The sequence below is a fragment of the Leadbetterella sp. DM7 genome, assembly GCF_040829825.2.
Taxonomy (GTDB): Bacteria; Bacteroidota; Bacteroidia; order Cytophagales; family Spirosomataceae; genus Leadbetterella.
In genome coordinates this window covers 134,622-148,790 of record NZ_JBFOLH020000002.1, presented here as the reverse complement: position 1 = coordinate 148,790, position 14,169 = coordinate 134,622, and the positions used below count along the sequence as shown (strand labels likewise).

Genomic DNA, 14,169 nt, shown 5'->3' with positions numbered 1-14,169 from the left:
TAGCCATGAAAACTAATACAACTTTTAAGCCATCGCAGCTTTCAACTCATTGAGCTGATGTTTTACAGACGTGTCGATTTGGGTATCACCCACCTTTAAAACATACCCTCCGATCAGGCTTTCGTCAATCTTTTCAGTGAGCTCCACTGTTTTATTCATTGACTCCGATACGATCCGGCTGAATTGAGCCTTCTGATCCTCGGTTAAAGCTACCGGTGTTGAAACCTGAACTTTCTGAATACCTTTTTGCTCATCGTACAGCTTGTGAAACTCCTGGGCAATCGGGTATAGAAGTTGTTCGCGATTCTTTTTAGTTAAGACGCTAAAAATTGAGAAAGTCACGTTAGTCACACGATTTTCGAAAATTTTTTTCAGAATTCCGAATTTCTTTTCATGCCTGACGATAGGGTTAGCCATGATTTTGCGGAATTCATCGTTCTCCGAGCACACCAGTTCGAAGAATTTCATATCATTATATACCTCTTCCAGCTTCCCCTGCTCGTTGGCAAGGTCAATCAGGGCTTTGGCATACCGGTTTCCAATAAGAGAAAGATTCATAATATATTAGTTGAGTTTTGCGTCAGCGATCAATGTGCTTACATAAGATTGCTGTGCAGCCTTATCGGATAGCTCTTTGCGAAGTACTTTTTCAGCAATTTCCAGTGAAAGACCGGCAACGTCTTTTTTCACCTGTGCCAGCATCACCTCCCGCTCGTGAGCAATGGAAGCTCTTGCATCTTCCAGGATTTTTGCACCCTGGGTCTGGGCATCTTCTTTTGCTTGTGAGATCAGGCGGCTTGAAGCATCTTTCGCCTCTTTGATGATCTCGTCTCTTTCTCTTCTGGCTTCGGCGATCAGGCGGTCGTTATCCGATTTCAGCTTAGCCATTTCGGCCCGTGTTTCTTCAGCCATGCGGAGGGCGCCTTCAATTTCACCTTCTCTTTCTTTCAGGCCGTCAACGATGGGTTTCCAGGCGAATTTCCGCAGGATAAAAACCAGAAGTCCGAAAACGATAATCTGCCAGATCACGAGACCCGGGCTTGGAGATAACAGAGAACTATTTAAAAGTACCATTTTTAAGGTAATGTTTTATTGGTTTAAATTTAAAGATTCCCAACATTAACGCCTAATGCGAATAATGTTGGGAATGCGACCTCTTAGATGTTGAAAGAGATCAGAAGACAGATTACAGCAGCGAAAAGAGCCACGGCCTCGATCAGGGCAGCGATGATGATCATCATGGTCTGAATCTTTCCGGAAGCTTCCGGCTGACGAGCCACACCTTCCATCGCGCTTCCACCGATTTTACCGATACCCAGACCGGCACCGATTGCTGCCAGACCGGCACCTAAACCGGCACCTAATGCGATAAGTCCTGAACCAGACTCAGCTACTGCTTGTAAAATAATGCTTAATAAAGACATAATTTTATTTTATTTTTTCTTTCCCCCTCCGAAAGAATGGTTTTTAATCAGCCTCTTTATAGGGTTTAAAGAGGAATATTTTTAATGATGATCTTCAATAGCCGCCCCGATATACATGGAGCTCAGCAGCATAAAGATCAGGGCCTGTACAAAAGCAACCAGCAGCTCAATAAGGCTCATGAACAGGGCGAAGCCGCCTACAGCTCCACCGATCAGGTAACTCTTAAATATAAATATCAGGCCGTATAAGCTCAGCATAATGATGTGACCTGCCGTAATGTTGGCAAAAAGACGAATCATCAGCGACAACGGCTTCATGATTACGCCCACCAGCTCTACCGGGATCATAATGATGTACATCCATACCGGGGTATCGGGCAGGAATACGTGCTTCCAGTAATATTTATTGGCAGAAATATTAACAATCAGGAACGTAATAACGGCCAGCACCATGGTCACCGCAATATTACCGGTGAGGTTAGGCCCTGCCGGGAAAAGTCCCAGGATATTATTGATCAGGATAAAGAAAAACAAGGTCAGCAGGTAAGGGAAATACTTCCCGTAATTGTGGCCGATGGCCGGCTTGACCACGTCATCGCGGAGAAAGAGAATGATAGGCTCCAGGAGCGACTGCAGGCCTTTCGGGGCTTTACCCCTGTTGGCGGAATAGCCTTTGGCCACGGTTGTAAAAATCAGGATGAGAAGAACCGCGCTGAGCATCATAGCGGCCACGTTCTTGGTGATCGAAAGATCAAACGGATGCACGCTCTCGTTAACGGTGCCGTCTTCATTTAATTTTACAATATGCCCGTGTTCGCTTTTGTAACCGTTATAGACCTTTCCATCGTCTATCCTGCTGGAAGAAAATACCTGCAGACCGTCTTCTTTGGAATAAAGAATAACAGGAAGCGGAACTTTCACACCGTGTGTGATTTCATAACCGTGCTCATCACCGATGTGGTGCATGATCATGCCGGCAATATCAAAGCTTTCCTCCTCTTCATGACCCTCTGCTGAAGACGATGCGCGGGAAACGGAGCTGGTAAAAAACAGTACAGAAAACAACAAACAGGAAAAGTACCTAAACATATTGAAGTGTTTAATAATCAAAGTATTGCCAGCAGGCTATCTCAAAAACGCCGCAATTTACGAAGCAAAACTGAAATTTCAAAGATTGTAAAAAATAAATAAAATACAACTGTGGTTAAAAGAAAAAGCTTGCGGTTTTCCGGGAATAGCCACAGGAAAATTCCGGTAAAAATCAGGATAAAAACCATACGGATCACCGTAGATGCAAGATAGAAATTGATAAAATTATCCCGGTCAAAACCCATATCAGCCATCCGTACCACCAGCAAATGAACGGTGGTGAAGAAAAGAAATATATACCAGATCTGCGGGTGAAGCAGGTATTGGCAGGATGATTGCTTAACTAAAAAAAGTACAACAAACAGGAGCAGGGGCGGAATAAAGGAGGTTAATGATCTCACTCAGGCAAATTTTGATTCAGTGTACTAAGAAATTCGTTATAAAGATAAAACCGAAGCCGGCGTATTTTAATTTGACAGATCAGGTTTTTTTTATAAATTGAGTGCTCAAATTTTCTTTTTCGGATTTATCGCGCCCGGTTTCATTTCTTTAATTAGATTTGTAACCCCAAAATGGATTTTATACAACCAAATAACATTTTCACTATTGGAAACTGCAGTTAGAAATGACGTAGCTCAGGTATGGAAAGACTGTCTCATGGTGATCCGTGAGAACGTGACCGAGCAAAGTTTTAAGACGTGGTTTGAGCCAATTATTCCTTACAAACTTATCAATAAGCGGTTAATTATTCAGGTACCCAGCCAGTTTTTTTACGAATGGCTGGAGAATAATTACGTTAAAATACTCCGGAAAGCCCTCGATTATGCTATCGGCAAAGACGGGCAGCTGGAATATACCATTATCATTGACAGCGGCGGACAAAAAGCGCAGCAGGCCCGGCAAAAACCCGGGGCCGCCCCGGAAGAAGCCCGGAATATCCCGCGGAACCCCTTTGAAATAAAAGTATCCAAAGAAGTTATTTTTGACTCCCAGCTGAATAAAAACTACCGGTTTGAGAACTTCGTGGAAGGCTCCTGTAACCGCCTGGCCCGCGCCGCCAGTGTGGCTGTAGCCCAGAAACCCAGCGTAACCGCCTTTAACCCGCTGATGATTTACGGCGAGGTAGGCCTGGGAAAGACCCACCTGGTACAGGCCATTGGGAACTACATTGAAGGTCAGAACGGGAACAACAAGCTGGTGCTGTATGTGTCATCCGAGAAATTTACCAGCCAGTTTATCAATGCCATCCGCGATAACAGCCTGCAGGACTTTATGAATTTCTACATGATGGTCGATGTGCTGATCATTGACGATATCCAGTTCCTGGCCGGGAAAGAAAAAACACAGGAAACGTTCTTCCATATCTTTAACCACCTGCACCAGTCGGGCAAGCAGATCGTGATGACCTCTGACCGCCCGCCGCGTGAGCTGTCAGGCATGGAAGACCGGCTGCTGTCGCGCTTCAAATGGGGGCTGACCACCGATATCCAGACCCCTGACCTGGAAACCCGTATGGCCATTGTCCAGAACAAGCTGGCCACTGAAAAAGCGGAAATGGACATGGAAGTGGTAGAATACCTGGCCAACTGTGTAGACTCTAACGTAAGAGAGCTGGAAGGCGTGGTCAACTCACTGATCGTGGATTCTGCACTGCTTCAGCGTAAAATAGATATTGAGCTGGCTAAATACCGCATCAAAAGCCTGGTGGAAGAAAGCCAGAAAGCCATCTCCATTGATAAGATCATTGATGTGGTCACCGCCCATTTCAACATTAAAGTTTCTGATATTAAAGGAAAAACCCGCCTGCGCGAGGTTGTGCTTCCGCGCCAGATCGCCATGTATCTCACCAAAGAATTTACCGAGCTCTCGCTGAAGACCATCGGCTACCACTTCGGAGGCCGGGACCACAGCACGGTGATCCACGCCATCCAGACCATCAACGACCTGCAAAACCAGGACAGGGAGCTGCTGTTGCACATTAAAGACATCAAGGAGAAGCTGAAGAAATAGCCTGTATATTCTGATAGTCAGGATTTTTTTTATGAAAAGCGTATACAATAACAGCTTATGAAGGCAATTTTGATTCCGGGGAAAGGCGAAATGCAGGTCAGGGATATTCCCGTGCCTGAGCCCGGAAGAGGTGAAGTGCTTCTGAAAATTCATTATGCAGGGTTCTGCGGATCAGACTTAAGCACCTTTCTGGGCCGGAATCCCATGGTAAGCTACCCGGTCATTCCCGGGCATGAAATAGGAGCAACCGTTTTTGCTTCAGGTGAAGATGTACCTGTTCATTTCCGCGAAGGAATGCCGTGTACGGTCAATCCTTATACCAGCTGCGGAAATTGTTCCGCCTGCCGGAACCGCCGGAGTAATGCCTGCCGGAATAACCAGACTTTAGGGGTACAGCGTGACGGAGCTATGTGTGAATATAAAGCTGTTCCGTGGCAGAAGGTACTGACTGATCCGGCACTGACACCCATGAACTTTGCATTGGTGGAACCCATGAGTGTGGGATTTCATGCGGTAGACAGGGCAGAGGTGACAGACTCGGACTATGTCATGGTGATCGGCTGCGGGATGGTAGGGATAGGGGCTATAGTTCGTTCCGTGTTGAGGGGGAGCCGGGTGATTGCGGTAGATATTGATGAACATAAGCTTGAGTTGGTGCGAAGGATGGGAGCGCATTACACCCTGAATTCACTTACGGAAGACTTTCATACCCGTCTGTCAGAGATCACATCCGGTTTTGGCCCTGATGTGGTAATAGAAGCGGTAGGAGCTCCGGCTACCTACCAGATGGCGGTGAATGAGGTAGCCTTTACAGGGAGAGTTGTTTGTATAGGTTATGCGAAATCAGAAATTGCCTTTGAAACAAAATATTTTGTGCAGAAGGAAATGGATATACGGGGTTCACGCAATGCCACACCCGGTGATTTCCGGGCAGTGATAGAATATATGAAACGGGGAGATTTTCCCGTGAATGAACTCATCAGCGCAGTATGTACTGCGGATGAAGCTTTAGGCCGGATGGAAGACTGGGTGAAGGATCCGGGTAAGGTTTTCCGGATTCTGGTAAAGTTTTGAAGGTGCCTTCCGGCGCCGGAGCCATTTCAGGCACCTTCTCTCTATTTAAAATGTGATGATGCGTTTTTCTCCTGTTTTAAGATCTACATCCCGGGCTTTATCCTTATAGATCAGCCGGGTTTTGCCACCGGGCTTACCGTAAACGGTTACTTTTTCCAATTCTCCGTTTTTCCAGGCCAGATCCAGCTCAAAGCCGCCCCTTGCCCGGAGACCGCTCACCGAACCGGAAGACCAGGCGTCAGGTAGCGCAGGCAGCAGGCTGATCTCTTCCGGGGAAGACTGCAGCAGCATTTCTGCTACAGCTGCCGCCCCGCCGAAATTGCCGTCGATCTGGAAGGGCGGATGCGCATCCATCAGGTTAGGGTAGGTGCCGCCGTAGTTCCGGTCTTTCGGCCGGATGGCGTCGGGCTCTACATATTTCAGGAGCTCGCGGTACATTTTATAGGCCCGGTTGCCGTCGAGCAGCCTCGCCCACAGGTTGATCCGCCAGCCTTTTGACCAGCCGGTAGTCTCATCTCCTTTAATTTCCAATGTGGTGCGGGCCGCCTGAGCCAGTTCGGGAGTACCTTTTACGGTGATGTGGTTTCCCGGGTATAAGCCGAAAAGATGGGTCTGATGGCGGTGTCGGGGCTCCTGGTCCTCCCAATCGTAATACCATTCCTGCAGGTTGCCTTTTCTCCCTACCTTGTAGGGGTGCAGCCGGGCCAGCACGGTTTTCAGCTCACCGGCAAAAGCCCGGTCGCTTTCCAGGATTTCAGTCGCCCGGATCACATGAGAGAAGAGCTCCCTGATCATGGCCAGGTCGGCAGTAGCCCCGTAAAGGGTGGCCCCGCGATACCCTTTTGATGTGATATAAATATTCTCGGGTGAAGTGGAAGGCGAGGTGACCAGGTACCCGTCAGGCCCTTCTACCAGCATGTCAAGACAGAATTCGGCAGCCCCTTTCATCAGGGGATATGCATAGGTTTTCAGCCAGGTAGCATCTTTACTGAAAATATAATGCTCCCAGAGGTGGGTGGCTATCCAGGTGCCGCCCATGGCCCAGTTGGCCCATACCGGATCGCCATGCCCGAAGTCACCCACCGGGTTGGTCATGGCCCAGATATCCGAGTTATGCCCCAGCGACCAGCCCCGTGCCCCGTAAAAATTCCGGGCGGTATAGGTCCCGGTTTTGGCCAGGTTGGCGGTAAACGTCAGCAGCGACCGGTGCATTTCAGCGAGGTTGGTATTTTCAGCCAGCCAGTAGTTCTCTTCCAGGTTGATGTTGGTGGTGTAATTGCTGCTCCAGGGCGGGCGCATGTGCGGGTTCCACAGCCCCTGCAGGTTGGCCGGCACTCCCGGCGTACGCGAAGAAGAGATAAGCAGGTAGCGGCCGAACTGGAAATACAGCGTCTCCAGGTAACGGTCATCTGCCCCGGCCATATATTTTTTCAGGCGTTCGTCGGTAGGTATATCAGCACCGTCAGCGGGGTGCAGGTCTAACTTTACCCGTTTGAAATAAGCCTGGTAATCTTCCAGGTGTGCGGCCTTAAGCGCATCAAAGGTCTTGCGCGAAGCCTGATTGAGATATCCGGCGGCTATTGCCTGCTCGTTTAACCCGTTTAAGGCCGGGTCTTTATCAAAGCCGTTAAAGCTGGTAGCAATGGCTACCAGAATCAGCGTTTCGGTGGTTTGTTTTACCTCCAGGGTAGAATCGGTATAGGCAATAGTCCCGTTCTGAGGCAGGATTTTTACCTGGCTCGTAAAAGCGGTTCCCCGGTGATCATCGTATTCAATGGCATTAACATCGTGCCGGTTGTAATAATTGGGAAACGCCCGGAAGGGCGCACGGCCCGAAAGGTTCAATATGCCGTTTTCAACTTTTACCGCGTGGCGGAGAAGGCTGTTCTGGCGGATCGTAAAGCTGACCGGTTGCGCAGCCCGGATCCGGATCACCAGCACCTTGTCGGGGTTAGACAGGAAATACTCGCGGGTAACGGTATTATTCCCGGTTTGATAGCTGACCGTGGAGACCGCCTGGTCAAGGCTGAGCTCACGGTAGTATTTTTTGACCTCGGGGTTTCCTGCAAAGTCAATAAACAGGTTTCCGAGCGGAGAAAACGACTCCGAGAATTTTCCCTGTACGTTTTTGATCAGCGAGTCGGCCGCTTTGTAATCCTCTTTCTTCAGGGCCTCCCTGACCAGCGGGATGTACGCATGAGCTCCGGGGTTCATATCCGGGTTGACCGGCTCTCCCGACCAGAGGGTGATGTCGTTCAGCAGGATTTTGTCAGAAGCCGTACCGCCGAAAACCGTGGCCCCGGTTTTCCCGTTGCCCAGAACCAGGGCTTCCTCAAAATGTTCGGCAGGGCGCTCGTACCACAATTTGAGCGGGCGGGCTGATTGGGAAAACCCGGTGAAAGACAGCAATAAAAAAAGTAAAATGTATCTCATAATGAAGGTTGTTCTTTTGATGATTCACGGATAACCAGCTCCGGCTTCAGCACTTCATGCCGGAAAGGTACATCTTTATTGATAGAGTCGAGCAAAATCCTGGACGACAGCAGGCCCATATCGTAAACGGGCTGCCAGATAGTGGTCAGTGCAGGGCTGAAATAGCAGGAGTAAGGTTCATCGTCGTAGCCGATGATCGAGATATCCTGCGGAATGCGGTATCCTCTTTCGCGCAATACATGCATAGCCCCGATCGCTACGGCATCGTTCACACAAAAAATGGCGTCGATTCCGGAGGCCTGGTCCAGCAGGGTATGAATGGCACTTACGCCGTCGTCAGCCGAAAAGCCCTGGCTGTAAACAATCAGTGAAGAATTGGCTTCGGTTCCCTGGTCTGCCAGCGCGTTGCAGTAAGCGTTAAAGCGCTCCTGGAACGTAGGTATGCTCACAGGGCCCGCAATATGGGCAATTCTCCGGCAGCCCGAATCAATGAGGTATTTAACGGCCTGGTAGGCACCGTCATATACATCCACAAATACCTTGCTGGATGCAAAACCGGGGCAATCGCGGTCAAACAGCACTACGGGTATGCCTGACTTACGTGCCTCTTCGAGATGCTCATAGCTGCCCGTATTGAAGGTGGGCGAAACCAGGAGTCCCTCTACCCGCATCAGCGCCATTTCGTGCGTGAGCTTCTTCTCTTCTTCAAACGATTCGTTGGTCTGTGAAATGATCAGCTTGTAGCCGGCTGACGAAACAATATCCTGGATACCCGTGATCACCATGGAAAAAAAGTAGCTGGTGATTTCGGGAATGATCACACCAATAATGCCTGACCGCTTCTTCAGAAGATTCCGGGCGGTCAGGTTGGGCTGATAATTCAGCTTCTCCGCCAGCTCATGCACATCCTTTTTGGTCTGGGCACTGATGGAAGGATGGTCATTAAGGGCTCTTGATACCGTTGAGGGCGAAATATTCAGCGCCCTGGCAATATCAATTATGGTAGCGGGTCTGTCCATGAAAACCTTGATTGGGCGCCTTTACCTGGCCACCTGTTAAAACCGGGCTTGTTTCTCACAAAACCGTTTAAACCGTAAAAAATTGCATTATTAAAACAAAAATTTGTAAAAAGCAAATTACCCCCTTAATGCAAACCTTTGCATAGAATTAAAAATGCAATTGCTCGTTTCATAAGATTATTTCCGATTGCTTTGCTTTCACAAAAGAGAAAGCGGTTTACTTTCTAAATATACGGCATTTCAGGGTGAATTGTGTCATCGCGACAAAATAATATAGATGAACCCGGGCATTTTAAAGGTATACCGGCCTTTACAGAATAAAAACAACCTAAAAATAAAAAAATGTATGAGAGAAAATTTAACAGTGCGGCTTTTTCGTAAAGGAAAAACGGCTCAGTATCTTAGGGCAGAAGTAAAGATTGCAGTACTTTTGGTCGCATTCCTGACCATTTCAATTCATTCTTTCGCGCAGAGAACCATCAGTGGAAAAGTCTCTTCCGGAAACGAAACACTGGCAGGAGTAACCATTAACGAGAAAGGTACCGGCAACTCTACTTTTTCGGATGTGAACGGAAGATACACCCTCCGGGTGCAGGGAACGAACCCCACGCTGGTTTTTACTTTTGTAGGGTTCGAAACGCAGGAAGTGGCAGCCGGCGACCGAGCAGTGGTGGATGTGTCGCTGACCGAGTTGGCAACCAACCTGGATGAAGTGGTCATTATTGGTTATGGCCAGGCTAAAAAAAGCGACCTGACCGGCTCTGTTTCCAGCATGAATGCGGAAAGCATTCAGCGGACCAACAAAACCAACGTTTTCCAGGCCATGCAGGGACAGGTAGCAGGGGTAAACCTGCAGATGACCGACAACAAGCCCGGCGGTGCGTTTAACGTGAGGATCAGGGGATCAAATACCATTAACTCAGGCGAAGCCATTGAAAATGCCGGTTACAGTGCCGGTCAGAACCCCCTCTATATCGTTGACGGGATCTTTGTAAACGATATCTCTTTCCTGAACCCGTCGGATATCGACCAGATGGATATTCTGAAAGATGCCTCAGCAACGGCTATCTACGGTTCACGGGGAACCAACGGCGTGGTCATTATCAAAACCAAAGGAGGCGCAAAAGGCCGGCTTTCAGTTTCATATGACAATTATTTCGGTACCAAGCAGGCGTACCACCTTCCCGACATGCTCCAGGGAGCCGAATTCGTAGATTACTTTAAAGATGCCGTAGTGGGTCTGCAATGGGCCGGCGGGAATATGAACTTCGGCCGCGATGACGTGGATCTGAGCAAGTATATGCGGCCTAATGAGCTGGCCAACATCAGCGCCAATAAGTATACGGACTGGATCAGCCTGGTTAATCAGCCCGGGTTCCAGACCAACCATACCGTAGGATTGAGCGGCGGAAATGAAAACACCACTTTCGGCCTGGGAATGGCGTATACCAAAGACGAAGGTACCTTTGAAGGCGAAGGTTTTGAACGATACACCATGCGGGCCAATATCAGCAGCCGGATCCTTCCGAATGTAACCCTGGGCTACACCAATTACATCGCTCTTTCTACCCGTGATGAAGGAAGTAAGGAAGGCCTGAGAAGCGCCTATCGCCTGCGGCCTACGGGCAGCCCTTATGATGAGAACGGCGAGCTGCTGTTCTTCCCGCTGCAAGGAGAATCGTTCATTACCAACCCGCTCTTTGAAGCCGATAACTGGGTGAACCAGACCCGTGCACTGAATTACCTGGGCAATCTTTCACTGGAGATTACCCCGCTGAAAAACCTGAAGCTCAGCTCCAATTTCTCTCCGAATGTGGAATTTACCCGCCTGGGCGAATACAGGGGGCGCTACAGCAAGGCTACCAGCGGTAACCAGCAGAACACCCGCGCCGTAGTGAATAACCGCAACCGGATGTCGTATACCTGGGATAACATCATTAACTACGACTGGAAAATTAATGCGGATAACAACCTGAATGCAACATTCGTTTACTCGCAATTCTATGACCGTTATGAGAATTACAACGCAGAAAGAAGAAACTTTTCTACCGACCAGTACCTGTTTTATAACATGGGGGCGGGTTCGGTGCTGCAGTCGGCTACCAGCAGCTTTTCCAAGCAAACGCTGGAATCGTATACGGGTCGCCTGAATTACGGCCTCAAAGGCAGGTACCTCCTGACGCTGACCGGCCGGTATGACGGGTCGTCTATCCTGGCAGCCAATAATAAATGGGCCTTCTTCCCGTCGGCAGCCATTGCCTGGAGAATGGTGGAAGAAGACTTCATGCAGAACCAGGACATATTCAGCGACCTGAAGTTCCGGTTGAGCTACGGCCAGACCGGTAACAACGGAACCGGCGGCGGACTTTCACCACTGGCCTCCCTTTCGCTTATTGGCAGTAACTTTACCAACATCGGCGACCAGGTGATCCAGACCGCCTTTGTAAGCGGACTGGCCAACCAGGACCTGACCTGGGAGAAAACCAAGGAATGGAACTTCGGGGTGGATTTCGGCCTGCTCAAAAACAGGATCACCGGTACGCTGGACATTTATAACCGCCTCAACTCGGATATCATCTTCTTCCGGCCGGTTCCTACAGCCACAGGCTATTCCGGGGTGTTTGATAACGTAGGAGAAGCAACCAACAAAGGCGTGGAATTTGCCGTAACTTCCAGGAATATCAATAAAGGCGACTTCCGCTGGACCACCTCCCTGAACTTTGCGACCAACCGGAACAAGATCACTCAGCTTTACGGCGGGGTAGACGAGATCCTGTTCGGTGTGCAGGGCGGATCGTACATCCATAAGGTGGGTTACCCGATCGGCTCGATCTATACCTGGGAATTTGACGGCATCTGGCAGCTGGATGAGCTGGAAGCCGCCAAAAAAGTAGGCCAGCTGCCCGGCCAGGTAAAAGTGAAAGACATTGACGGAAACGGCGTGATCAACGCCGATGACCGGACTGTGATCGGCAATGCCATGCCGAAATGGACCGGCGGTATCACCAATACGCTGGATTACAAGAATTTCGACTTTTCATTTTTTGTCTATACCTCGCAGGGCGCCCGTAGCAACAGCTACTTCCATATCTCGCATACCGGCGGATTTGATGCTACTCCGGGAAGGTTTAACAGCCTGAAGACCAATTACTGGACACCCGATAACCCGTCGAACGACTGGTACCAGCCCAGCAATAACGGTCCGTATGCCGCAGCGCTTCAGTACCCCGATGTTTCTTATGTAAAAGTAGGTTACATCACCCTGGGATACAGCCTGAACCAGAAATTCCTGGATAAGATCAGGGTGAAGAGCGCCAGGCTGTATGTAACCGGTCAGAACCCGTTTACCTTCACGGATTACGTAGGGTTTGACCCGGAAACGGCTGTGAGAAACTCGTATGCTTCGGCACACATGACCCGGACCTGGATGGGAGGCGTGAACATTAAATTTTAAAAATTGAGAAGAAATGAAAAAGAATCTTTTAGCTATATTTTTTGCACTCTTTGCGCTGACCTCCTGCAAAGATTTCCTGGAGGAGGAGAACAGGCAGTCGCTCACCGGTAATGAGATCTTTAAAGACCCGGCCTCGTTTGACCAGCTTGTTGCTGAAACGTATTACCGGGCCCGTTGGGCCACTTCTACCTACGATGTAGACCAGCTGGGTACCGATATTTATACCCGCGGCGGTATTGTGGCAGGTATTGATGAGCTGAACGACTACGTGAACCTGCGGCCGTTCAACGGTTCGGTTCTCTCTTCCTGGAACAACAATTACGGGCTGATCGCCGCCGCCAATACGGCCATTGACCGCTCAGCCGAGATAAGCGGACTGACCGAGACGGCCAAAGCAAAAGGATTGGGCGAAGCCAAGTTCTTCCGGGCCTACGGGTATTTTAACCTGGTAGAGCAATTCGGGGGCGTTCCGCTCATTGTGAATGAAGTACGTACCGCCCAGACCGAGCTGATAAGAGCCGATGAAGCCCAGGTGTATACCCAGATTCTGAAAGACCTTGACGAGGCCCTGGCCGGCGTGGAAGAGAGCCCGGCCCTGTACGGCACGGTATCTAAAGATGCCGTACGGCACCTGAAATCAAAAGTGTTGCTTACCCGGGGATACAAGAGCTTCAAAGGGGCTTCTGACTTTGCCGAAGCGGCAGCCCTGGCCGAGAGCGTGATCTCCAAACACCCGCTGGCCTCTGATTTTGCCTCTTTCTTTACCAAAGCAGGGCAGAGAAACCCCGAAGTGGTATTCTCAATTCTGTACGGTTCTAACCCGGTCACCCGCCGGGAAGGAAACAGCCGTCACCTGCTGTTTAAGTTCTCGTACGACGTATACCCCGGCATGACCCGCTCTACCCTGTATCACAGAGGACTGGGTCCGGCGCCGACCCCCTTCTTCTATACTCTTTTTGAAGACGGAGACAAGCGGGAAGCCGCTACCATCCGGAGAACCCTGCTGGCAGAGCTGGCCGATGCCGAAAGAGGCGTGAAAGTAGGCGATACGGTCATTCATTTTCCGAAAACCGCCTGGTCGGCCCAGATGATCGCTTCCAAAAAATATACCGTGGTGAATCCCGGAAGCTATTTTACGCCTAACGGCACCACGCAGATCCAGTACCCGATGTTCCGGAAATTTGATGACCCCGGTGTGCCGTATACCAACCCCGGTATCAACCCGGAAGGCGAGCGTGACGCCGTGATCATGCGGGGCGGAGAAGCCCGGCTGATTGCTGCAGAGGCTTACCTGAATGCCGGTGATAAGGCCAAAGCCGCTGCCCATATCAATGCGCTGAGAACCCGTGCAGGGCTCTCAAAGATGTACTCCGCCGATGAGGTGACCGTAGACGTGATCCTGGACGAAGGAGCAAAAGAGCTGGCCGGTGAGGTTAGCCGGTGGATGGACCTTAAGCGTACCGGTAAGCTGATTGAGCGGGCTATGGCGCACAATCCGCATGTGGCTTTGAACAAGGCGCTGAAAGAATACCACCTGCTCAGGCCCATTCCGAACAGCGAGATTGATGCTACGGGCGGTTCGTTGACACAGAATACAGGGTATTAGAAAATGGTTGAATAAATATCAGGATATCAGGGTGGTGCATATCACCCTGATACTTTTAAA

Annotated in this window: 11 protein-coding genes; 4 read left to right on the top strand and 7 right to left on the bottom strand. The window is 49.7% G+C overall.

Features of this window, described 5'->3' with window-relative positions:
- Positions 1 to 24: 24 nt before the first annotated feature.
- The 5 genes from atpH to AB2U10_RS02490 form a co-directional block, all read right to left on the bottom strand.
- Positions 25 to 558 carry an ATP synthase F1 subunit delta gene (gene atpH / locus AB2U10_RS02510; protein ID WP_367915530.1) on the bottom strand — a complete coding sequence of 178 codons (534 nt, stop codon included), beginning with the start codon at positions 556 to 558 and terminating at the stop codon, positions 25 to 27.
- 6 nt (positions 559 to 564) lie between these two features.
- Complete coding sequence (gene atpF, locus AB2U10_RS02505) at positions 565 to 1,029, bottom strand: F0F1 ATP synthase subunit B (RefSeq protein WP_493820116.1); 465 nt, start codon at positions 1,027 to 1,029, stop codon at positions 565 to 567.
- Between the two features lie 128 nt (positions 1,030 to 1,157).
- Positions 1,158 to 1,424, bottom strand: coding sequence for an ATP synthase F0 subunit C (atpE, locus tag AB2U10_RS02500; RefSeq protein ID WP_013410280.1), 267 nt, complete (start codon positions 1,422 to 1,424; stop codon positions 1,158 to 1,160).
- A gap of 81 nt (positions 1,425 to 1,505) precedes the next feature.
- A complete protein-coding gene (gene atpB / locus AB2U10_RS02495; RefSeq protein WP_367915532.1) occupies positions 1,506 to 2,513 on the bottom strand; it encodes a F0F1 ATP synthase subunit A in 1,008 nt (335 codons plus the stop codon).
- A 41-nt stretch (positions 2,514 to 2,554) separates the two neighbouring features.
- Positions 2,555 to 2,914, bottom strand: a complete 360-nt coding sequence (locus AB2U10_RS02490; RefSeq protein WP_367915533.1) for a hypothetical protein — start codon at positions 2,912 to 2,914, stop codon at positions 2,555 to 2,557.
- Positions 2,915 to 3,119: 205 nt separating this feature from the next.
- Between AB2U10_RS02490 and dnaA the strand changes: the two genes are divergently transcribed.
- Both dnaA and AB2U10_RS02480 read left to right on the top strand, forming a co-directional pair.
- Positions 3,120 to 4,523, top strand: coding sequence for a chromosomal replication initiator protein DnaA (gene dnaA / locus AB2U10_RS02485; protein WP_367915534.1), 1,404 nt, complete (start codon positions 3,120 to 3,122; stop codon positions 4,521 to 4,523).
- Between the two features lie 57 nt (positions 4,524 to 4,580).
- Positions 4,581 to 5,597, top strand: coding sequence for a zinc-binding alcohol dehydrogenase family protein (locus tag AB2U10_RS02480; RefSeq protein ID WP_367915535.1), 1,017 nt, complete (start codon positions 4,581 to 4,583; stop codon positions 5,595 to 5,597).
- Positions 5,598 to 5,642: 45 nt separating this feature from the next.
- Here AB2U10_RS02480 and AB2U10_RS02475 read toward each other — a convergent pair whose 3' ends face one another.
- The gene (locus AB2U10_RS02475; protein ID WP_367915536.1) at positions 5,643 to 8,030 is read right to left on the bottom strand and encodes a glycoside hydrolase family 95 protein; all 2,388 of its coding nucleotides are present in this window, start codon (positions 8,028 to 8,030) and stop codon (positions 5,643 to 5,645) included.
- Entirely contained in the window at positions 8,027 to 9,049 is a 1,023-nt protein-coding gene (locus AB2U10_RS02470) for a LacI family DNA-binding transcriptional regulator (protein ID WP_367915537.1), read from the bottom strand. The genes AB2U10_RS02475 and AB2U10_RS02470 overlap by 4 nt, the downstream gene beginning before the upstream one ends.
- Before the next feature lie 346 nt (positions 9,050 to 9,395).
- Between AB2U10_RS02470 and AB2U10_RS02465 the strand changes: the two genes are divergently transcribed.
- Complete coding sequence (locus AB2U10_RS02465) at positions 9,396 to 12,503, top strand: SusC/RagA family TonB-linked outer membrane protein (RefSeq protein ID WP_367915538.1); 3,108 nt, start codon at positions 9,396 to 9,398, stop codon at positions 12,501 to 12,503.
- 13 nt (positions 12,504 to 12,516) lie between these two features.
- Positions 12,517 to 14,109, top strand: a complete 1,593-nt coding sequence (locus tag AB2U10_RS02460) for a RagB/SusD family nutrient uptake outer membrane protein (protein ID WP_367915539.1) — start codon at positions 12,517 to 12,519, stop codon at positions 14,107 to 14,109.
- Positions 14,110 to 14,169: the final 60 nt, after the last annotated feature.